The organism is Bacillus cereus group sp. Sample62 (genome assembly GCF_036851315.1).
Classification (GTDB): domain Bacteria; phylum Bacillota; class Bacilli; order Bacillales; family Bacillaceae_G; genus Bacillus_A; species Bacillus_A wiedmannii.
The window spans coordinates 4200903-4222178 of the sequence record NZ_JAFLPK010000001.1; the positions used below are offsets into that span (position 1 = coordinate 4200903).

Consider the following 21276-nt stretch of genomic DNA (forward strand, 5'->3'; position numbering starts at 1 on the left):
TTTGTGAAACATTTCACAAGTTTGTTCGTGATTAACATTTCATGAATTTAATATACATGAAATAATTTCATTTGTGTATGTCTATTTTGTGAATTTCTTCACAAAATGATGTAATAAAAATGCACTGCCTATATGAGCAGTGCATTTTTATTATGCTAGTGCTTGTGCTAAATCTTCAATTAAATCTTCACCATCTTCAATACCGACAGAAATTCGAATTAATGTATCTGTAATTCCTAGCTCTTTACGACGATCTGCTGGGATTGATGCATGTGTCATTTGAGATGGAATAGAAATTAAACTTTCTACTGCTCCTAAACTTTCAGCAAGTGTAAAGTATTGTAATTTCTCAAGTACTTTATTTAATGTTTCTTCGCTATCTACATCAAATGAGATAATAGCACCAAATCCATTTGCTTGTTCTGTTGCAAGTTCATGGTTTTGATGTGACTCAAGACCTGGGTAATATACTTTATTTACTTTTGGATGGTTATTTAAAAACTCAGCAATTGCGCGTGAATTCGTTTCATGCTCTTCCATTCGAATTCCTAATGTTTTTAAACCACGAAGTAGTAAGAAGCTATCTTGTGGGCCAAGAATGCCTCCTGTTGAGTTTTGTACAAAATGAAGGTCTTCTGCTAATTGCGGGCTATTTACAACTACTAGGCCTGCAACTACGTCACTATGCCCTCCTAAATATTTCGTTGCACTATGAAGTACAATGTCTGCTCCTAAAGTAATCGGTGACTGCCAATATGGCGTCATGAATGTGTTATCGATAATTGTTAATAAATCTTTCTCTTTAGCAAGAGTAGATATTTTCTTAATATCAGTAATTTTCAGTAATGGGTTCGTTGGTGTTTCCACATAAATCGCTTTCGTATTTGGACGAATTGCTTCTACAACTTCCTCTAAGTTGGTTGTATCTACAAATGTATGCTCAATACCGAAGCGATTTAATACTTTCGTGATAACGCGGTACGTTCCACCATACACATCATCTGTTAAAATAACGTGGTCACCTTGTGAGAACAACATAATTGTAGCTGTAATAGCAGCCATTCCTGAACCAAATGCAAAACCAGCATGACCGTTTTCTAATACTGCAATCATTTCTTCTAAAGCTGCACGTGTTGGGTTGCCTGTACGTGAATATTCATATCCTTGATGCTTACCAACTGCTTCTTGTTTGTACGTACTTGTTTGATAAATCGGTACATTTACAGATCCAGTTGAAGGTTCTCCTATGCGAATACCATGAATTAACTTTGTCTTTGCTCTCATTTTTTATTCCCATCCTTTGTATATGTCTTTGCTTAAATAACGCTCACTACTATCAGGAAAAATCGTTACAATATTTGTACCTGGCGCCGCTTGCTCTGCTTCAAGTAAACTTGCATGAAATGCTGCTCCTGAAGAGCTCCCAACGAGCAGTCCTTCTTTTTGCGCTAATTCCTTTACTCGTAAAAATGCATTTCGATCAGAAATTGTATGAATTTCATCAAAATAAGATGTTTTCAAAAATGGCGGGATGAATTCAAGGCCGATCCCTTCTGTTTCATGCGAACCAGCTTTACCACCATTTAAAATGGATCCTTCTGGTTCCACAATAACCGTTTTTATATCTACATTTTTTTCTTTCAAATAAGATGCAGTCCCCATGAATGTACCACCAGTTCCTGCTCCTGCAACAAATATGTTAATCTCTCCGTTCAGTGCCAACCAAAGTTCAGGACCTAGTGTTTTGAAATAAGCACGCGGGTTTGCTTCATTCGCAAACTGACTTGGAGAGTATGAATTCGGTATTTCATTTACTAATTCTTTTGCTTTTGCAATTGCGCCGGTCATTCCTTGCTCAGTCGGTGTATGCACGACCGTTGCGCCTAGTGCTTTCATCAATTCTTGTTTTTCAATACTAAATTTCTCTGGTACACAAACAATAACGCGTAAATCATGTTGTAACGCTGCAAGTGCCAGTCCAATACCAGTATTTCCAGCAGTCGGTTCAATAATTGTTCCACCCTGGGTAACAAGCCCTTTTTCTAGCGCATCTTCGATTAATTCTCTTCCTAAACGGTCCTTAACGCTTCCACCTGGGTTATAAAATTCAAGCTTTGCAAATAAACGGACCCCTTCTGGAAGTGAAAAACGGGTAATTTCTACAATTGGTGTATGACCAATCAACTCATGAACTCCACGATATACATTCATCGTGTTCTCCCCCTTATTTGCCAATAAAGAAAAGGCAACTGTATGTATTTTCTTTATATGAGACAGTTGCCTTTTTGTTACATTACTTTAACTCTTCTAGTACTTTTACGATAAAGTTTGTAGAATGAAGAGCTGCTTGATCTAAAAATTGATCAAATGAAACATTTGATTCTTTACCAGCAATATCAGAAAGTGCACGAATAATAACAAACGGAACTTCATATTGGTGGCATACTTGTGCAACAGCTGCTGCTTCCATCTCTACTGCATAAAGGTCTTCAAATTTATCACGAATTGCTGCAACGCGGTTCGGATCACTCATAAATGAATCACCTGTTGCAATCATGCCTTTTACAACTTGAATATTTTCTTCTGCCTGCATACATTTCTCAGCTAACGCAACTAATGCTTCATCAGCCTTGAATCCAGGCGGCATTCCTGGTACTTGACCATACTCATAGTTAAATGCTGTTACATCTACGTCATGATGACGAACTTCTGTTGAAATAACTACATCTCCAACATTTAGAGAATGATGGAAGCCACCAGCTGAACCAGTATTAATTACTTTTTCAGGCTTATATCTTTCTAATAAAATTGTCGTTGACATCGCTGCATTTACTTTACCAATACCAGACTTTAACAAGATTACTTCATGTCCTGCTAATTGTCCTTTCGTAAATTCACAACCCGCAACCGTTTCTGTTTCTGCTTGTTCTAATTTGTCACGTAAAATACGTACTTCTTCTTCCATTGCTCCAATTACAGCAATTCTCAATCTAATCCCTCTTTCTATTGCTTAGTTGCCTCCATTACCCAAACGAAATGATTTAATCTCGTAAACGTTACATGGAAGCCATTGTTTTCAAAAATAGACTGCATGACTGGAATACGTGTATAATATTCCGTTTGCAAATCGTTTGCTAACTGATGGAAACCTCTTTGTTTTGCTGTTTCAACAGTTTTATCATATGCATCTTGATCTGCAAATATCGTATCAGCAAACACTATTTTACCACCTTTGTTTAGCAATTGACTATACTTCGCAATCGCTACATTTTTTTCATCATCTGTTAAATGATGAAATGCGTAGGTGCTTACTATGGTATCAATTGAATTTGGGACTTCAAACGAAAGAAAATCACCTTCTGTAATGGAAAATTCTTTTGGCAATTTCTCTTTTGCAATCATGCGCATTTCACGTGACGGTTCTATACCGTAAACTGTGCGGCCAGCAAATAATAATTTATTTGTTAAATTGCCAGTACCAACACCAAATTCTAATACATTACCAAATGACTTGTTAACTACATCCTCTAGAATGTCCTCATAATGGGCGAAAACTTCTTTATATTGTATATCTTCGCCTTGTACAAATGAGTCGTACGTATGAGCCCACTCATCAAATAAACCATTAAATTCTGTCCCCATAAAAATCCCCCTTTTTCTTATCGGTTTTATCAGTATGATATGCCCTCTTTCTAAAAATGTCAATTGAAATGTACATGGTATTTCCTTCTTTTCTTTGTTACACTATAGTTGATTACATAGGAGAGGGGTCGTCTTCATGTCATTTACCTTTGAAATGTTAGAAGATAAAGTAGAGTTTTTCGAAGCAGGAGACTTAGCTTCTTTGGAACGAAAAATTAGTGAACAAATCGATAATAATAAAGCACTTATGCTTGAAGTTCATCATATCTCGCATCAAATGGTTATGGATCCCGAAAGCAAAAGGCCATATTATAGCGCGGTTGTTCATTTTAAATTAAAAAAATTACGCTAACTAAAAAAGAGAAGCCCCTAAGGAGCTTCTCTTTTTTAGTTTAGAGTTTGAACAAGTACTGGTTTCCAGCCCTCATTGTCTACCCAATCAATATTCACATAATATTTTTTACCACTTTGCTTATCCTGAACATCGCCATAGGCTTGGCTCTTTCCAGTCTTATCTCGCCCAACCCAATGAAGCACTAATTGGTTTTCTGGAACTTCGACAGCAGTAGAAATCGCTTTTATCATCTCATTCCAATTTGCTGATCCTTTATTAAACGTCCCCGCTGGTGATGCACCTTGTTCTGTTCCAACTGGCTTCCAAGAAGGTTTTGTATAAGCATCTTTTGCTTTTGATACTGTTTTTTCAGCTGGTATTTTCTCATTAGCTTTCGCTTCTTCTTCAGCTTTTTTCTTTTCTTCTTCAGCCTTTAGCTTCTCTTCTTCTTCCTTCTTCTTAGCCTCTGCTTTCTCTTGCTCGTTCTTCTTCGTCTCTTCTTTGCCTTTAGCTTTCTCAGCTTTATTCTCTTTCGTTGTTTGCTGAGCTACTTTTTTATCACTAGAAGACGCTTGCTCTTTTCTTTCAGGAACAAACAATTGATATGATACAATAGCTACTAATATTAATACAATTGCAATTGCAATATTTAAAACACCGTTTTGACGACGTTTTTGTTGTTTCTGTTGGAATCTAGATCCTCCTGCCATTCTTCAAACCTCCATGCAGTTTTTCATACTTGCTATTGTAACATTAAATCTAGAAAGGTTGAACATTTACAATAATATTTTCACGAAATGAAAACATTTCACTATGAATTGCAAGATTACTTTTCAATCTCTAATCGATAGATTGATTCTACGATAGCTTTGAAAATAGGTGTAACTTTATTTCCATTACTATTCGTCTCTATATCCACGACAACTAAAGCATATCTTGGATTTTCATATGGAAAATAACCTGCAAACCAACGATTCACTTTCGTCCCTTTTCCTGTTTGCGCTGTCCCAGATTTTCCAGCGACACTTAGTGGTAACGACCTGAATGCGGATCCCGTTCCTTTCTCCGTTGTTACAACGCCCCTTAATAACTCTTGTAATGTTTTCACCGCTTCATACGAAAGCTGTTTTCCACCTAATGTATGGTCTTCAAATGTATAGAAGTCCGTTCCATTTTTATACATTATTTTTTCCACAGCTTTCACTTCCATCTTTTCTCCACCTCTAGCAATTGTCGCCATCATATTTGCAATCGCTAGAGGTGACATACGTACATCTTTCTGTCCAATTGCTGTTTGCGCTACAGCCTTTTTACTATTCTTATTTCCTTCACTACCCCAAATCGTAACCCTCTTCTCCTCTGGCATTTGCTCAAAATGAGTTGTATTAAATACAGAACCTTTCCATCCAACCTTACCAGCGGCTCCTAACGCCGCTACGTAAGTTTCTAACACCATCTTATCCTTTTGTATTAGCTCATTACCTAACTCTGAAAATGTCCTGTTACAGCTTCTAGCAAAGCTCTCTTTAAAACTAAGTGTACCCATCATAACTTGTGGGTGGTCTTCACCATATAAATCTTGATTACAATTAAATGTACGATTAAACACATTTTCATTTTGATCAATCACTGCCGCTGCAACTATTGTTTTAAAAACAGAACCGGGAAAATGTGGTGTCAACATTTGATTTTCAAGTGTAGTTGTATATAAATGCTCATCCTTCACCTGCACAGATGGTTTACTGACCATCGCTAAAATTTCATTTGTCTTTACATCAAGTAATACTAATCCCCCCTTCTTTATTTCGCTTGCTTCAACCACTTCCTCTGCTTTTTGCTGTAACCTGTTATGTAAAGTTGTTTGAATCGTCACTGGATAAAACGGATTTCCAGGCGCAGTATATTTCGCTTGTTTTCCAAAAATCGGTTCTCCTTGTCGGTCCACTTGATACAATACTTTCGCCTCTCCATCGGTCAAAAGAAATTCATCAAATGATTGCTGCAATCCTGAAATGCCAATTGGCGTTTGCCTTGAAATTTTTCTTGCTTCTCCGTATCGTTTTTGAAATTCTCGTTCATTCTCCCCCACATCACCAATTAAATGATTCATCGTGCCAGTTTGCCGTAAACGAACTTCAGCTGCTACAATACCTAATACATTTAATTGATTTACCTTCTCCATCTGCTCTCGTGCCAATCGAAATGGACCATTTCCCCTTTGCAGTATAAATGCACTTTTCTTGTCTTTCATTTGACTTTCAATCTCTTGTCTCGACACACCAATGATATGCGCAATTTTCTCTAACATGTCATTTTTTATTTGTAGAAATGGAAAAACAATTAAAACAGGATACTTTTTCTCACCTATTTCCTTACCGTTCCGATCTATAAAATGGCCTCGTCCATCATCTACCGTAATGGACTGCGTCCGTTGTGTAACACTTTTTTCAATTAAATTTATCTTACGATCTGTAAATGATTCTGTAGCTATAATTTGTATTTGAATTAAACGACAAAGTAAAATAAACATGATACATATAAAACAAATTAAAACAATTGTAATTCTCCGTTTTATTTTCATAAAAAACACCTCGTCTATTATAGTTTGGACGGAGTGTTTCATCTTTTATACAAATAAAAAAATCACTCGCTTTTACACGAGTGATTTTTTATTATTTTACAGAGATAATCTCTACTTGCATTTCTCCACCTGGAGTTTGGATTGCTACCTTCTCACCAATTTGCTTACCTAATAAGCTTCTTGCAATTGGAGAATCGTTAGAAATTCTTCCTTCAAATGGATCTGCTTCTGCGCTACCTACGATTGTGTAAGATTCTTCATCTCCACCTGGTAACTCTTTAAATGTTACTGTTTTACCTAATGTAACAACTGTAGATTCTTCGCCGTTATCTGTGATGATAACTGCGTTACGAATCATGTTTTCTAATTGTGTAATACGTCCTTCTACGAACGCTTGCTCATCTTTTGCTGCATCGTACTCAGAGTTCTCAGAAAGATCTCCGAAGCTACGTGCAATCTTAATTCGCTCTACAACCTCTTTACGTTTTACCGTTTTTAAATCTTCAAGTTCGTTCTCTAGCTTTTGCTTACCCTCTTGCGTCATAGGGTATGTTTTTTCTGTTGCCATATTTTCCACTCCTTTTATATACCAATCCCCCGAAAAAAAAGAGGAGTTCCATATGAAAACTCCCCCACTTATATGTATAGCGGAGGTTTCTAGCACGCCTGTACTAGCGGAGTTGTCACATACAACCCCGTATTCCCAATTCTTCTTTATATAAAGAAGATATGTATGGAAAGTTGATATAAATATGCCCTCACCTATATATAGATGAGGTTGCATGTTTCATTGTATTCGATAGGAAGGGAAAAAATCCCTTCCTATCGTATATCTTTTACTATGCTATTACAAATTTACTTTTTGTTCAAGAATTGTTGCAATTTTTGTCACCATAATATCAATTGCAACATGGTTTTGTCCACCTTCAGGGATAATAATATCCGCAAATTTCTTAGAAGGCTCAATAAATTGATTGTGCATTGGACGTACAACACTTACGTATTGATCAACAACTGAATCCATCGTACGACCGCGCTCTTTAATATCACGCTGCATGCGGCGTAAAATACGAAGATCTGCATCTGTATCAACGAATAGCTTAATGTCCATTATCTCACAAAGACGTGGGTCTTCTAAAATAAGAATTCCTTCTAAAATGATTACATCTTTCGGCTCAACTGGAATAACTTCTTCTGAACGCGTATGCAATGTATAGTCATATACAGGCTTATCAATTTGCTCATATGCAAGCAACTGCTGCAAATGTTCAATTAACAGATCATTATCAAACGCAAGCGGATGATCATAATTTGTTTTTAAACGCTCTTCCATTGGTAAATGGCTTTGATCTTTGTAATAATAATCTTGCTCTAAGATTAAAATAGAATGACCTTTAAAATGGTCAAAAATCGCTTTCGTTACACTCGTTTTACCTGATCCCGAACCACCAGCAATTCCAATTACAACAGGCTTATTCGTCCCCATTCGACTATCACTCTTTCTTATTGAAGTATGCTTTTGCGCATCATATTATTCACATACACTGGTTGATCCACTTTGAATTTCACGATTTGCAACGGATGTCTCGCTGCATCTAATTCGTTTCCATCCTCATCCCAAATTTTCTCCACCGTCTGCGTAAAGTTTTCTATTTCTGGCCCAAAGAACTCCACTTCATGTCCTGGTTTGAAATGATTACGTTGCTCAATCGTTACAATGCCCGTTTCTTCATTATAATCTAACACTAAACCAGCGAAATCATACGTTGTTTTCTTACTATGATTTCCAAACATTTGCTCTTGATGTCCTGGAACCCCTTCAAAGAATGCGGGAGCTGTATCACGATTTGCACATTTATCAAGCTCATCTAACCATTCTTGTTTAAACTCAAAATTATCCGGATCCGCACAATACGCATCAATTACTTTACGGTATACCGTTGCTACAGTCGCTACGTAATGGATTGATTTCATACGTCCTTCAACTTTTAAGCTATCAATTCCAATTTCAATCATTTTCGGAATTGATAAAATTAAATTTAAGTCTTTTGGACTCATTGCAAAGTGAGCATCTTCTTCTTGGAATAGAGGCAGCTCTTTTGCATCTTTATGTTGTGATACTGTTTGAACTAAATCATAGTCCCAACGGCAAGATTGACAACAACCACCACGGTTAGAGTCACGTGCTGTCATATGGTTACTCAACGTACATCTGCCTGAATATGCGATACACATTGCACCATGGACGAATGCTTCAATTTCAATATCCACTTTTTCTTTAATTTCTTTCATTTCTTCATAGCTTGCTTCACGAGCTAATACAAGACGATGTAAACCTTCTTCTTTCCAATACTGTGCTGCTTTCCAGTTGGATAGTGATTGTTGTGTACTTAGATGCACTTCAACAGAAGGCGCTACACGTTTACAAGTCTCAATAATAAGCGGATCAGCAACGATAATTCCCGTTACGCCAGCTTTTTCAATCCCTTTTAAATATTCCTCTAGCCCGTCCATATTCTCATTATGTGCAAAGATATTTGTTGTTACATATATTTTTGCTCCATATTTCTTTGCAAATTCAACACCTTCTGCCATATCTTCCAGTGTAAAGTTACCTGCATTCGAACGAAGACCAAATTCTTGTCCACCTAAATATACAGCATCTGCCCCGTAATGGATAGCTACTTTTAATTTTTCTAAGTTACCCGCAGGGATTAACAGTTCAGGTTTCTTCACAATAACGCGTTTGCCATCGACTACTCGTGAAATTTCTTGTACAGTCATTTCCTACACCCTCCTCGTTTAGTAAACCGTCTCTTTAAAGAAGAATCCTGTATCTAACGGACGATTTACTGGTTGCATTTCTTCTATCTCTTTATATAAATCGTCTTTCACGTCATAATACGCATCACGATCTTCTACACATAAATCAATTGCTTTACGATATTTCTTCGTTACCTCAATAATGTATGCAGAGCTTTTTAGTACACCATCAACTTTTAAGCTAGCGACTTCAGCGTCCATTAGTTCTTCTAACTCATCGATGAAACAAATATCGTTTGGACTCATAATGTGAGTACCATTTTCATCTTCATAAATTGGATATTTATTGTTACGCTCTGGGTCATATAAGAACATATTCTCTTCATATTTTTTCTTTTCAATGTCAAGATTACGTCCTTGATACTCAAAGTAGTTTCCTACTAAGGAACGCTTCGATTGGAACATACAAGTCATACCGTGAATTTGTACTTCAAGTTCCACTTCAGCATTTTCTTTTAATTCAACAATTTCATCTAAACTAAGCTCACGAGCTAATACAGCTCGTTTTGCTCCTCTTTGTCCCCAGTAGTTACAAGTAAACCAGTTTGTTGCTGTTGTTTCTGTATTCCAGTGCAATTGCATATTTGGCGCTACTTCTCGGACCGCCATTAATACTGCTGGGTCTCCGAAAACAATTGCATCTACACTTACTTCGTTTAAAAATGCAACATAATCTGTTAATTCGTCTACTTTATCATTGTGGAACATAGCGTTCATTGCTACGTATACTTTTACACCATTTTCATGCGCAATCTTCACAGCTTGTTTCACATCTTCACGTGAAAATTCCCCTGCTAAACGTAAACCAAACTTTTGCTCACCGATCATTACCGCATCTGCTCCTGCTTTCGCAAGAGGTTCGATATCCACTACTGCTTTTGGCGTTACTAACAATTCAGGTTTCTTCATACCTTGGTCACCCTCTCTTTTTACTAACAGCTACTCCATCACCAATTGGGAAAATCGTTGTATCATATCCTTCATGGTTCATAAGCCATTCATTGTACGTCTTAATACGACGAATTAAACCACGTGTACGTCTGTTTTCAATTTTCTCTTTTATCGTTACAAGGCCATGGTACATAACATTATCTGAAATAATTACGCCACCAGGATTTAATAACGGTTCATATAAGTCAAAAAAGCGACGATATTGTCCTTTTGCTGCATCAATAAAAATAACGTCAAACGTTCCATGTTTTTCTACTTGCTCGCCTGTTTCTAACGCATCACCGTAAATAACGGAAATACGCTCTTTAACTGGTGAACATTCTATATATTCAAGTGCTTTTTCATATCGCTCGCGATTGCGTTCAACTGTCACAATGTGAGAATTTGGAATAGCTTGCATCATACGAATACTAGAATAACCAATTGCTGTACCGAGCTCTAAAATGCTTTTTGGTCCAATTAAACGTAAAAATTGCAACATAAATTCCATTCCAAGTCGATCCATAATCGGCACATGATTTTCTTTCGCATAGTCTTCCATTTCAAGAATTAATTTATCTTTTGGATCAATAAATGATAATAGGTACTCGTTAACTGCATCCTCCATAATGGTCCTCCTTATTTACATGGAGAAGTGCCTCTATGACGTCTTTTCACACATAGAATGCAATAAAAATACAAGCCAGTTTCACCCTTAGCTTGTACGTCCCGTTTTGATATTAAAAACGATTCTTCTGCCAGTTTTTAACCCGATATATTTTACCACAAAAAAGAGGGATGTGCGACCTTTTTCGCTATCCCTCCCCATTTCACTGTTTTTTCGTAATATATTTTTGCTTTAATGCATTATGCTCTTCCAATGTTTTCGCATAGTACACTTCACCAGTTGGTGCAGCTAAGAAATAATAATAATCTGTTTGCGCAGGTTCTAACGCCGCCTCCACTGAATGTTTACCAGAGTTTGCAATCGGACCAACTGGCAATCCTTTCACAACATACGTATTGTACGGTGAGTTTATCTTTAAATCTTCGTATAATACACGTTGTTTATGCTTTCCAAGTGCGTATAATACCGTTGGATCAGTTTGCAGTGGCATACCTTTTGCCAAACGATTATAAAAGACACTAGAGATTTTTTGACGATCTGTAAAGCCTGTTGCCTCTTCTTCAATAAGTGAAGACAATGTTAAAAGCTGATGAACATCCCAGTTTTTCGCTTTCATTTTTGCCTCGTTTTGAACTACGATTGCATTCGTTTTCTCAAGCATTGGAATTACAATTTCTTCTAACGTCGTATCTTTTTTATAGAAAGAGTACGTCGCAGGATATAAATAACCTTCTAATGGGTATTTAATATTGCTATCAAAGATTTTATCCGTTAACAACTTCGGATACTTTTGCTGCATTTTTTGAATAAATGCTTTGTCATTTAATTGACGTACGACATCATCTTTATTCCACTTTAATTCGTTTGCAACCGTTTCTGCAATTTCAGTTACTTGTGCACCTTCTTTTATCGTCACTTTATAAAAAGCTGGACGATGTACATTACCAGATGACATTTGTTCAATAACATCTGAGGCACCCATTGAAGGATTTAATAAATATGTACCCGCTTGTAAATTTTTTGATTTAGCCTTTGTATAAAAACTAAAAACTGTACCGTTTTTCACAGCACCTTTTTCTTCTAAAATCTCACCAATTTTACTAGTAGATGATCCTTTTGGAATTTCTACTTCAATCTCTTTTTTATTCCCGCTATCAACTGGTCCTAATGCGGATGAAATATACGCATAGACTGAACCACAAACTAAAAGCAGTGCAATAATCGAAAATAAAAAAAGACGTCTACGCTTTTTTTTCACTTGATTCTCTATCAACACTCTTCCTCCTTAATTAAATTGTAGACCGTATGTATATCTTTCTATACAACACGATATAAAAACACAATAAATTTATTTATCTTTTTTAGATAGACACTTTATTTTTCTACAATCCGTCTCATTATACTACAAAGGTTTACACAGTTTCGACAAAAAATCTTTCATTTTACATATAAAAAAAGATGGACTATATGTCGTCCATCTTTCAGTACTTATTTATTCAGCTTCTTGCTCATCAGCTAGAGTGTTGAACATTTCTTGTACCATTTCCCACTCTTCTTCAGATTCGATTGGAAGTAAACTTCCGCCCTCTTCTTCATTTTGCTCATAAGCCATTGCATCATAAATTTGGTCTCCATCTTCGTCTACTTCACCGATTGGAGAGAAGACTACGTATGATTTTTTGCCAAATTTTTCAGCATCAAAAGTGAAAATAATTTCACATAAATGTTCGTTACCTTTTTCGTCTACAATTGTAATTTGATTTTCTTCCATTTTGGTCACCTCTTATTTACTATCTAAAAATCCTTGTAAGATTACGACTGCAGCCATCTTATCGATTACCTGTTTTCGCTTCTTACGACTCACATCAGCTGAAATGAGCAGACGTTCCGCTGCCATCGTTGACAAACGCTCGTCCCACATTACAACTTCTAATTGTAACAGATTTCGCAGGTTTTCTGCAAATTGCTGGCACGCTTCACCACGTGGGCCAATTGTACCATTCATATTTTTAGGTAAACCTACTACTATTTTGTCCACATTGTACTGGTTTACTAACTCAGAAATACGGTCAAAACCAAAGTGGCCTCGTTCTTCGTTAATCCTGATTGTTTCCAGTCCTTGCGCTGTCCAGCCCATTTCGTCACTCATTGCAACTCCGACTGTTTTTGTACCTACATCTAAACCTAATATCCGCATAAACTACTCCTCACGATGATGTTTCAAGTACGACTTCACAAGCTCTTCAATTAACTCATCACGTTCAAGCTTGCGAATGATGCTTCGTGCATCTTTATGGCGAGGTATGTATGCTGGGTCTCCACTTAATAAATAACCGACGATTTGGTTAATCGGATTATAGCCTTTTTCTTGAAGTGCATCATACACAGTTAAAAGTACATCATTTACATGGACACTCTGTTTTTCATCTTGAATGCTAAACTTCATTGTTTTATCAAAACCGTCCATTTCAAGCACCTCACTTATATAGTAAGTATAGGGAGAAGAACTTCTCCTCTCCCTACCATTGTACACTACTATCTCTTTATTTTGAAACAGATTTAACGTACTCTTGTACAAATGCTAAAGCTTCCTCAACTTGCGCTGGGTTTTTACCGCCTGCTTGAGCCATGTCAGGACGGCCACCACCACCGCCGCCACAACGAGAAGCCACTTCTTTCACAAGTTTACCAGCATGGTAACCTTGGCTAATTAAATCTTTCGTTACGCCAGCTAAGATGTTCACTTTATCATCATTTACAGACGCTAATACGACAACTGCAGACTCTAATTTATTTTTCAGGTCATCCATCATCGTACGTAAGTTGTTCATATCTGCAACGTTTACTTTCGCTGCTAATACGTTTACGCCATCAACTGTCATTACTGAATCAGTTAAGTTTCCAGCTTCAATATTGCTTAATTTTGCAGCAAGAGATTCGTTTTCTTTTTGAAGTTGTTTTACTTCAGCAAATAAACCATCCACTCTTGTTAAAATATCTTTCGGATTTGTTTTCATTTTTCCTGCTGCTTCTTTTAATAAACCTACTTGATCGTTCATTAATTCGTATGCAGATTTACCAGTTACTGCTTCAATACGACGCGTTCCTGCACCGATACCAGACTCAGCAACGATTTTGAAAATACCGATTGAAGCTGTGTTATCAACGTGACAACCACCGCAAAGCTCTAAGCTATAATCGCCTACTTGTACAACGCGTACAACATCACCGTATTTTTCACCGAATAATGCCATTGCGCCCATTTCTTTCGCTTCTTCAATTGCTTTTTGAGAAATCTCAACATCAATACTTTCCCAAATTTTCTCGTTTACCATACGCTCAATTTTTTCTAATTCGTCAGCTTGTACTTGACCGAAGTGAGAGAAATCAAAGCGTAAACGTTCAGAAGTTACAAGAGAACCTGCTTGGTTAACATGCGTTCCAAGTACGTCTTTTAATGCTTGGTGTAGTAAGTGAGTTGCTGTATGGTTTTTCACAACGCTACTGCGGTTTTTCGTGTCGATAATAGCTTTCACAGCCGCATCTTTCGTTAATGTACCTTCTTCAACAACAACTTTGTGTAAGTTTTGACCATTTGGTGCTTTTTGTACGTCTTTTACAAGTACTTTCACGCCGTCAGCAAGAAGGTAACCGCAGTCTGCAATTTGTCCACCGCTCTCAGCATAGAATGGTGTTACATCCAGCATTAATTGCCCATCTTCACCAGCTTGTAAGCTATCTGTGTATTCACCGTTTTTTACAAGTGCAACAACGTTACTTTCTGTTGCAACTGTACCGTAACCAACGAACTCGCTCGCTACTTTCACTTCTCCAAGGACACCGCCTTGAACTTGCATAGAATCAACGTCTTGACGAGCAGCACGTGCACGCTCACGTTGTTTTTCCATTTCACTTTCAAAGCCTTCATGATCAACTGTCATACCAGCTTCTTCTGCATATTCTTCAGTTAATTCAATCGGGAAACCGTATGTGTCATATAGACGGAACGCATCTACTCCAGAAATAACAGTTGTTTTTTCTTCTTTTGCTTTTGTGATAACTTCAGCTAAAATTGCTTCCCCATCATGAAGTGTTTCATGGAAACGCTCTTCTTCGTTTTTCACAACTTTTGCTATGAAATCTTTCTTTTCAAGTACTTCTGGGTAGAAGTCTTTCATTACTTCTCCAACAACCGTCACTAATTCAAACATGAATGGACGGTTGATGTTTAATTTCTTCGAATATCGAACGGCGCGGCGTAATAAACGACGTAATACATAACCACGGCCTTCGTTAGATGGAAGAGCACCGTCACCTACAGCAAATGTTACTGTACGGATATGGTCAGCAATTACTTTAAACGCCATATCTTTTTCTAAGTCACCATCACGATACTTCTCACCAGAAATTGATTCTGTTGCGCCAATCATCGGCATGAATAGGTCTGTGTCAAAGTTTGTAGGTACATCTTGAACGATAGATGTCATACGCTCTAGACCCATCCCTGTATCTATGTTTTTCTTAGGAAGCGGTGTATATGAACCGTCTGGATTATGGTTAAATTGAGAGAATACAAGGTTCCATACTTCTAAGTAACGCTCGTTTTCTCCGCCTGGATATAATTCTGGGTCACTAAAGTCATTACCGTAAGCTTCTCCGCGGTCATAGAAAATCTCTGTATTCGGTCCGCTTGGTCCTTCACCGATATCCCAGAAGTTTTCTTCTAAACGGATGATGCGCTCTTTTGGAACACCCATTTTTTCATTCCAAATTGTGAATGCTTCTTCATCTTCTGGATGGATTGTAACTGATAGTAATTCTTTATCGAATCCGATCCATTTGTCGCTCGTTAAGAATTCCCAAGCCCAAGTAATTGCTTCTTCTTTAAAATAATCACCGATTGAGAAGTTTCCTAACATTTCAAAGAATGTATGGTGACGAGCTGTTTTCCCTACGTTTTCAATATCGTTTGTACGAATTGATTTTTGAGCATTTGTAATACGTGGATTTTGCGGGATTACACGTCCATCAAAATATTTTTTTAATGTCGCTACACCACTGTTAATCCATAACAGAGATGGATCTTCATGCGGAACTAGTGATGCACTAGGTTCTACTGCATGTCCTTTTTCTTGGAAAAAGTCTAAAAACATTTGACGAATTTGTGCGCCTGTTAGTTGTTTCATTGTATTTTCCTCCTTAAATATAAAAAACTCCCGCCCCTATAAAAGGGACGAGAGTTAACTCGCGATACCACCCTAATTATGAATTGATTATTATAACAATCAATTCATCACCTCATGGTGCCGTAACGTGGCAAGACGGCAGTGATTAGCTGCTCTCAGGATTAGCTTTCTGTTACCCTTCATTTAAAGCTTCTTTCAGCCATATGGAAGCTTCTCTCTATAAATGGGCTGTAACGTACTTTTTCCGTCATTGATTTAATGTATTATATGACTAAATATAATAGAATTCTCTTAAGTTTGTCAATGTAGATAATCATTTAAATTGCATTAACCATAGTTATTCTACTATTCATTCTTAACAGCCTTTCAATATATTATGCATTTATTAATAAATTGTACTATCTCTATATTTTTTCGGAATATTATATTTTTGTTATAATTAAATTATCAATAATAAAGGAGCGATTACAATGACAAGCTTATTAAGCAAAGCTAAAAACATATTAATGACTGACGAAACAATATTGTTTTATGTAGCATGTTCATTAAATATATTTATTTATCGTTCCGTTGCAAGACCAGGACTGTTAATTTTAACGAACAAACGGCTCTTCTTTTATGGACCAGATGTAAGTAAGAACCCAATATTTGAAGAGTACTCTTTTGCAAACATTTCTAATCTAAAAGAGCAAAAGCGTCTTTTCAGCAATCAAATTATATTTATGTACGATAATGAATGGAAAAAAATAAAACATATTCAAACAAATGATGTAAGCTCTCTCGTTCAACAAATACACGAGCAACTCTCTAAATAATGATAGCCCTCTACTTTTATAAGTAGAGGGCTATCATATTACACATCTTCTTTTTTCCAAAGAGGCCTTACATGAACGATCACCGTACGAATGACCGCTAAAACAGGAACTGATATTAATAATCCTACAATTCCTGCCACTTCTCCCCCAACTAGTAATGCGAGCATAATAATAACAGGATGCATACGAAGTGACTTACCAACGATGTAAGGTGATAAAATGTTACTTTCCAAAAATTGCAAAATAGCAATCGTAATTCCCGCCTTAATGAGTAAACTCGTTGATACCGTTGCCGCAATCATCAATGTCGGAATCGCCCCTAAAATAGGACCGAAGTACGGGATTATATCCGTTACCCCAATAATAATACCGAGTAATAATGGATATTTCATACCGATAAACCAAAAAGAAAGAACAGATACTCCTCCTAATACTAAGCAAACAAATAACTGTCCTCGAATATAACTTCCGAGTGACTTATCAATTTCTTTCGCCAGCATTTGCCCTGTACTACGCCACTTACTCGGGACTAGTTTCCAAAAGATATGATAAAACTCACCGTAATCTTTTAATATGTAAAATACAATGAACGGTATTAAGAAAATAATAAGCAACGAGTCCAATACGCCACGGGCTGTGCTCATCACTTTATTTAAAAGTGATTGTATCTTCGTTTCTACTCCACCAAAAATTTGTTTCACCTTTTCATGAATAAAGGACGGGAAGTTCGCTGTTTGTTCCGTAACGCCATCCATCCAAGAATCATACATTTTTGTAAACTGCGGAAATTGCTCATTAATCTCTTGTAATTGCTTAATAACAATTGGCGTTCCTTTATAAATCCCATAACCAATTCCGCCAAAGAAAAGGATGTAAATGAGCAAAATAGCAAGTGTACGTGGCATCCCTTCTTTATGAATTTTTTCAATTAAAGGATGCAATAAATACGCAATAAAACACGCAATAAGAAACGGTGTAATTGCCACTTTAAATACAAAAATAATTGGTGCCCATAGCGGCTTAATTTTTAAAAAGACGAGCAAACAAAGAAATACAAGTAACAATAACCCTAAACGATATATCCAAATGATTTTAAGATTCTTCACATGAAAAACCTCCTCCACCTTTATTTTGAAAATAAATAGGGTAGGTTATGTGCGAAAGTTTTAAAATCTTTTCGTCCAGACCATACTGTTTTGTAAAGACGTACATATACATAACATAATAAGGACAACCACCCCTGAGAATGCAGCATGAAACAATATAATCAGGAGGGCTCATAATGGTTTTATTTATGCTCGTATTATCAGCACTTTTTATGATTCTTGAATGGGTTTGTATCGGGTTTGGTATTTGGAAAGGTTTCTTTATTCGTTCCTCACGAAAAGAAAGAGCGAAGCAATTATTCCATTACGGAATGCTAGGCGTTGGATGTTACGGCCTATCGTATCTCTTCTCTGAAATTGGACTTTTATATTTACATACAAGTGCATAAAAAAACTCCCTTATGATGAAGGGAGTTTTTTGCGCTTATAAATAAGATTTAATCATCTTACGTGCTTTTTTCATATTGCGTTTTGAAAATACATCTTGCTTGCGAGCATATTGATATGCTGCCGCTCCAACACCTAATGCGATTAATGAATTGCGTAGATTCAAAGTAAATCCCCCTTTTCGTTATCCGATCGTTCTTTCGTTCTCATCAAATAAATCATCAAGAGAGCTTAATGAACCGTCTTCCTCTACTTGATGCGTATGGATTTTCCCCTTTGAAACCGATAATTCGATATAACAATTCCAGCAATAAAATTGGTTGACACCTATTTTTCCAATGTCTTTCCCTTTGCAATTTGGACAAATGAACATATGGCTTTCATCTCCTTACAGTCTCCCAGATTCTATTCGCCATTATGTCCAAACCGCATTCATTTATACATTGCTGGAGCCTTTCAACGTTATACGTTTGAAAGTTTCACTATATAATTTCACCTTGTTACATGAAATCATACGGTGAAATGTTTTCCACGTCCATTTCTTCGCCATTAACTGTTACCATCTGTACTTCTCCTTGTGATTCTTGCAAGCGACTCGCTAAAGTCGTTTGACGCATTGCATCATCAAGGCGATTTACACCAGACCGGAAAGCTGCTTCCTCACCACAAATAATAAGGAATTTCTTACTCCTTGTAATGCCCGTGTAAATTAAATTACGACGTAACATACGGTAGTAGCTCTTTACAATTGGCATAATAACTATTGGGAATTCACTACCTTGTGATTTATGAATTGAGCAGCAATATGCATGGGTAATTTGGTTCAAATCAGGCTTTGTATACGTTACTTCAATCCCATCAAATGAAACGATAATCATATCTTGCTGCTCGACATTTTCTTTTGCATAAAAAATCGAAACAATTTCTCCAATATCACCATTAAATACTTGGCTTTCCGGCTGATTGACTAATTGAAGTACTTTATCACCTCTTCGATACACAACGTCACCGTAGGCAATTTCTTTACTTTTTTCTTTTTTCGGATTAAACACTTCTTGAAGAGCTTCATTTAACACATTAATACCTGCTGGTCCGCGGTACATAGGTGCCAACACTTGTACATCTTTTGCGCTAAACCCTTTCGTCTTCGCGTTTTCACATACTTTTTTTACAACTTCAACAATTTGAGCCCCTGCACAGCTGATAAATGAACGATCTTTTTTATTTTGCGCTAAATCTGCTGGAAGTGTTCCGTCTTTTATCGCATGGGCAAGCTGAATAACAGACGAACCTTCTGCCTGACGATAAATTTCTGTAAGTTTTACCGTTGGGATGGCTCCTGCATTTAATAAATCTTTTAACACTTGTCCAGGTCCTACAGATGGCAACTGATCTTCATCACCTACAACGATAACTTGAATATTTGTCGGAAGTGACTTGAATAGCTGATTTGCAAGCCAAATATCAACCATTGAAAACTCATCAATAATGAGTAACTTTCCTTGTACTGGATCGGTTTCATTGCGCTGGAAAGACCCTTCTGGCGTCCAACCAAGCAAACGATGAATCGTACAAGCTGGAAGCCCTGTCGATTCACTCATACGCTTCGCTGCTCTTCCTGTTGGGGCCGTTAATAATATTGGAAATGGATTATCATCACTGTATTCATTCGTATTTAATGATAATCCGTGCAGTGACGCATACATTTCAACAATCCCTTTAATAACTGTTGTTTTCCCCGTTCCTGGTCCACCTGTTAATAGCATCATCGGCTTATGAAGTGCAGTTTGAACTGCTTCTTGCTGAAGCGGTGCATACTGTACCTTTAGCTGTTCTTCAATTTCCCCTAACGTTTTTAACACTTCGGCTTCAGGGAATGCAGGGGTTTCTTCTTGGTTCATAAGACGACGAATTGACTTTACAACGCCTTTTTCAGAGTAGAATAACGAAGCTAAATACACTCGCTCTTCTTCTATAATGACTTTCCCTTCACTTTGCATCATTTCAACGCAGCCTACAATATCTTCCTCAGTCACTCTTCCTTCTTGATTGTTTAAAAGTGACATCGTCTCTCTTACAAGTTGATCTTTCCCCATATAAACGTGACCGAGTTGCAGTGAAACATTCTCTAACGTATAAAAACACCCCGCACGTACACGGTCATCATGATTACCCGATATACCTAACGCACGTCCTATATCATCCGCTCTTCCAAAGCCAATCCCATCTACTTCTTCAATAAGCTTATATGGATTATTACGAATCACTTCTAATGTCATTTCTTTATATTGCTGATAGATTTTAATAGAAAGCTTCGTTCCAAAACCGTAACCATTTAAAAAGCTCATTACTTTCTCTAACCCTTGATGCTCAACAATTGTCTCATATATTTCCTGTGCTTTTTGTTTGTTAACAACACCATTTAACGCATCCGGATCATCCATAATTTTAGAAATAGCATGCTCCCCAAGATGATCTACAATTTTTTCGGCCGTACGCTTTCCAATCCCTTTAAATAAATCGCTCGCTAAATATTGCACCATACCTGCTTTTGTTTGCGGCAATTCTTTCTTAAACGTTTCAACTAAATATTGTTTCCCATACTTCGGATGGTCTTTAAAATGCCCTGTCAATGTAAACACTTCATCTTCATGCATGCGGGGAAAATGACCGTTTATCATCACTTTTTTTTCGTCGTACGTTTCATTCGTTTCAATGATTTTCATACTGACAACGGAATAGAGGTTTTCTTCGTTGTGGAAAATGGTATGAAGAACTTGCGCTTTTATAAATTTTTTCTCTTCCTCAAACAAATCCATGGCATGTTGATTTCCCATCTTTCCT

Annotated in this window: 23 protein-coding genes and 1 other annotated feature; of the genes, 3 read left to right on the plus strand and 20 right to left on the minus strand. The window is 36.9% G+C overall.

Features of this window, described 5'->3' with window-relative positions; translation table 11 throughout:
* Positions 1-150: 150 nt before the first annotated feature.
* The 4 genes from J0835_RS21435 to J0835_RS21450 form a co-directional block, all read right to left on the minus strand.
* On the minus strand, positions 151-1284 hold the full coding sequence (locus tag J0835_RS21435) for a bifunctional cystathionine gamma-lyase/homocysteine desulfhydrase (RefSeq protein ID WP_087982066.1): 1134 nt from the start codon (positions 1282-1284) through the stop codon (positions 151-153).
* 3 nt (positions 1285-1287) lie between these two features.
* The gene (locus J0835_RS21440; RefSeq protein WP_087982068.1) at positions 1288-2211 is read right to left on the minus strand and encodes an O-acetylserine dependent cystathionine beta-synthase; all 924 of its coding nucleotides are present in this window, start codon (positions 2209-2211) and stop codon (positions 1288-1290) included.
* 82 nt (positions 2212-2293) lie between these two features.
* Complete coding sequence (mtnN, locus tag J0835_RS21445) at positions 2294-2989, minus strand: 5'-methylthioadenosine/S-adenosylhomocysteine nucleosidase (protein WP_001217038.1); 696 nt, start codon at positions 2987-2989, stop codon at positions 2294-2296.
* Positions 2990-3003: 14 nt separating this feature from the next.
* Complete coding sequence (locus J0835_RS21450; RefSeq protein WP_000536314.1) at positions 3004-3642, minus strand: class I SAM-dependent DNA methyltransferase; 639 nt, start codon at positions 3640-3642, stop codon at positions 3004-3006.
* A gap of 136 nt (positions 3643-3778) precedes the next feature.
* Between J0835_RS21450 and J0835_RS21455 the strand changes: the two genes are divergently transcribed.
* On the plus strand, positions 3779-3994 hold the full coding sequence (locus J0835_RS21455) for a YrzA family protein (RefSeq protein WP_000010984.1): 216 nt from the start codon (positions 3779-3781) through the stop codon (positions 3992-3994).
* A gap of 35 nt (positions 3995-4029) precedes the next feature.
* On the opposite strand, the gene J0835_RS21460 is transcribed toward J0835_RS21455, so the two are convergent.
* From J0835_RS21460 to alaS, 12 genes are all read right to left on the minus strand, one after another.
* The gene (locus J0835_RS21460; protein WP_087982070.1) at positions 4030-4686 is read right to left on the minus strand and encodes a YrrS family protein; all 657 of its coding nucleotides are present in this window, start codon (positions 4684-4686) and stop codon (positions 4030-4032) included.
* 116 nt (positions 4687-4802) lie between these two features.
* Positions 4803-6557 (minus strand): peptidoglycan D,D-transpeptidase FtsI family protein, encoded by a 1755-nt coding sequence (locus J0835_RS21465; protein ID WP_087982072.1) that lies wholly within the window; start codon positions 6555-6557, stop codon positions 4803-4805.
* 91 nt (positions 6558-6648) lie between these two features.
* Positions 6649-7125, minus strand: coding sequence for a transcription elongation factor GreA (gene greA, locus J0835_RS21470; RefSeq protein ID WP_087982074.1), 477 nt, complete (start codon positions 7123-7125; stop codon positions 6649-6651).
* A gap of 279 nt (positions 7126-7404) precedes the next feature.
* Positions 7405-8043 carry a uridine kinase gene (udk, locus tag J0835_RS21475; protein ID WP_087982076.1) on the minus strand — a complete coding sequence of 213 codons (639 nt, stop codon included), beginning with the start codon at positions 8041-8043 and terminating at the stop codon, positions 7405-7407.
* Positions 8044-8060: 17 nt separating this feature from the next.
* On the minus strand, positions 8061-9341 hold the full coding sequence (locus J0835_RS21480; RefSeq protein WP_087982078.1) for a peptidase U32 family protein: 1281 nt from the start codon (positions 9339-9341) through the stop codon (positions 8061-8063).
* Between the two features lie 18 nt (positions 9342-9359).
* The gene (locus J0835_RS21485; protein ID WP_087982080.1) at positions 9360-10289 is read right to left on the minus strand and encodes a peptidase U32 family protein; all 930 of its coding nucleotides are present in this window, start codon (positions 10287-10289) and stop codon (positions 9360-9362) included.
* Between the two features lie 7 nt (positions 10290-10296).
* Entirely contained in the window at positions 10297-10938 is a 642-nt protein-coding gene (locus J0835_RS21490; RefSeq protein WP_087982082.1) for an O-methyltransferase, read from the minus strand.
* A gap of 202 nt (positions 10939-11140) precedes the next feature.
* The gene (gene mltG / locus J0835_RS21495) at positions 11141-12211 is read right to left on the minus strand and encodes an endolytic transglycosylase MltG (protein ID WP_087982084.1); all 1071 of its coding nucleotides are present in this window, start codon (positions 12209-12211) and stop codon (positions 11141-11143) included.
* Positions 12212-12430: 219 nt separating this feature from the next.
* Positions 12431-12709, minus strand: a complete 279-nt coding sequence (locus J0835_RS21500) for a DUF1292 domain-containing protein (protein ID WP_000392246.1) — start codon at positions 12707-12709, stop codon at positions 12431-12433.
* A 12-nt stretch (positions 12710-12721) separates the two neighbouring features.
* Positions 12722-13135, minus strand: coding sequence for a Holliday junction resolvase RuvX (gene ruvX / locus J0835_RS21505; protein ID WP_087982086.1), 414 nt, complete (start codon positions 13133-13135; stop codon positions 12722-12724).
* Positions 13136-13138: 3 nt separating this feature from the next.
* Complete coding sequence (locus J0835_RS21510; RefSeq protein ID WP_000348590.1) at positions 13139-13405, minus strand: IreB family regulatory phosphoprotein; 267 nt, start codon at positions 13403-13405, stop codon at positions 13139-13141.
* Between the two features lie 76 nt (positions 13406-13481).
* Positions 13482-16124: an alanine--tRNA ligase gene (gene alaS / locus J0835_RS21515; RefSeq protein WP_087982088.1), complete on the minus strand. Its 2643-nt coding sequence runs from the start codon at positions 16122-16124 to the stop codon at positions 13482-13484.
* 40 nt (positions 16125-16164) lie between these two features.
* Positions 16165-16384 (minus strand) — a binding site (T-box leader).
* 210 nt (positions 16385-16594) lie between these two features.
* Here alaS and J0835_RS21520 point away from each other — a divergent pair.
* Positions 16595-16939 (plus strand): PH domain-containing protein, encoded by a 345-nt coding sequence (locus J0835_RS21520; protein ID WP_087982091.1) that lies wholly within the window; start codon positions 16595-16597, stop codon positions 16937-16939.
* A 38-nt stretch (positions 16940-16977) separates the two neighbouring features.
* Here the strand turns inward: J0835_RS21520 and J0835_RS21525 are convergent, their stop codons facing one another.
* The gene (locus J0835_RS21525; RefSeq protein WP_048562241.1) at positions 16978-18045 is read right to left on the minus strand and encodes an AI-2E family transporter; all 1068 of its coding nucleotides are present in this window, start codon (positions 18043-18045) and stop codon (positions 16978-16980) included.
* A 176-nt stretch (positions 18046-18221) separates the two neighbouring features.
* Between J0835_RS21525 and J0835_RS21530 the strand changes: the two genes are divergently transcribed.
* The gene (locus J0835_RS21530) at positions 18222-18434 is read left to right on the plus strand and encodes a hypothetical protein (RefSeq protein ID WP_000242555.1); all 213 of its coding nucleotides are present in this window, start codon (positions 18222-18224) and stop codon (positions 18432-18434) included.
* 35 nt (positions 18435-18469) lie between these two features.
* Here J0835_RS21530 and J0835_RS21535 read toward each other — a convergent pair whose 3' ends face one another.
* The 3 genes from J0835_RS21535 to recD2 form a co-directional block, all read right to left on the minus strand.
* Entirely contained in the window at positions 18470-18598 is a 129-nt protein-coding gene (locus J0835_RS21535) for a YrzQ family protein (RefSeq protein WP_001053553.1), read from the minus strand.
* Positions 18599-18616: 18 nt separating this feature from the next.
* Complete coding sequence (locus J0835_RS21540) at positions 18617-18805, minus strand: hypothetical protein (protein ID WP_000469281.1); 189 nt, start codon at positions 18803-18805, stop codon at positions 18617-18619.
* A gap of 127 nt (positions 18806-18932) precedes the next feature.
* The gene (gene recD2, locus J0835_RS21545) at positions 18933-21269 is read right to left on the minus strand and encodes an SF1B family DNA helicase RecD2 (protein WP_087982094.1); all 2337 of its coding nucleotides are present in this window, start codon (positions 21267-21269) and stop codon (positions 18933-18935) included.
* Between the last annotated feature and the right edge of the window lie 7 nt (positions 21270-21276).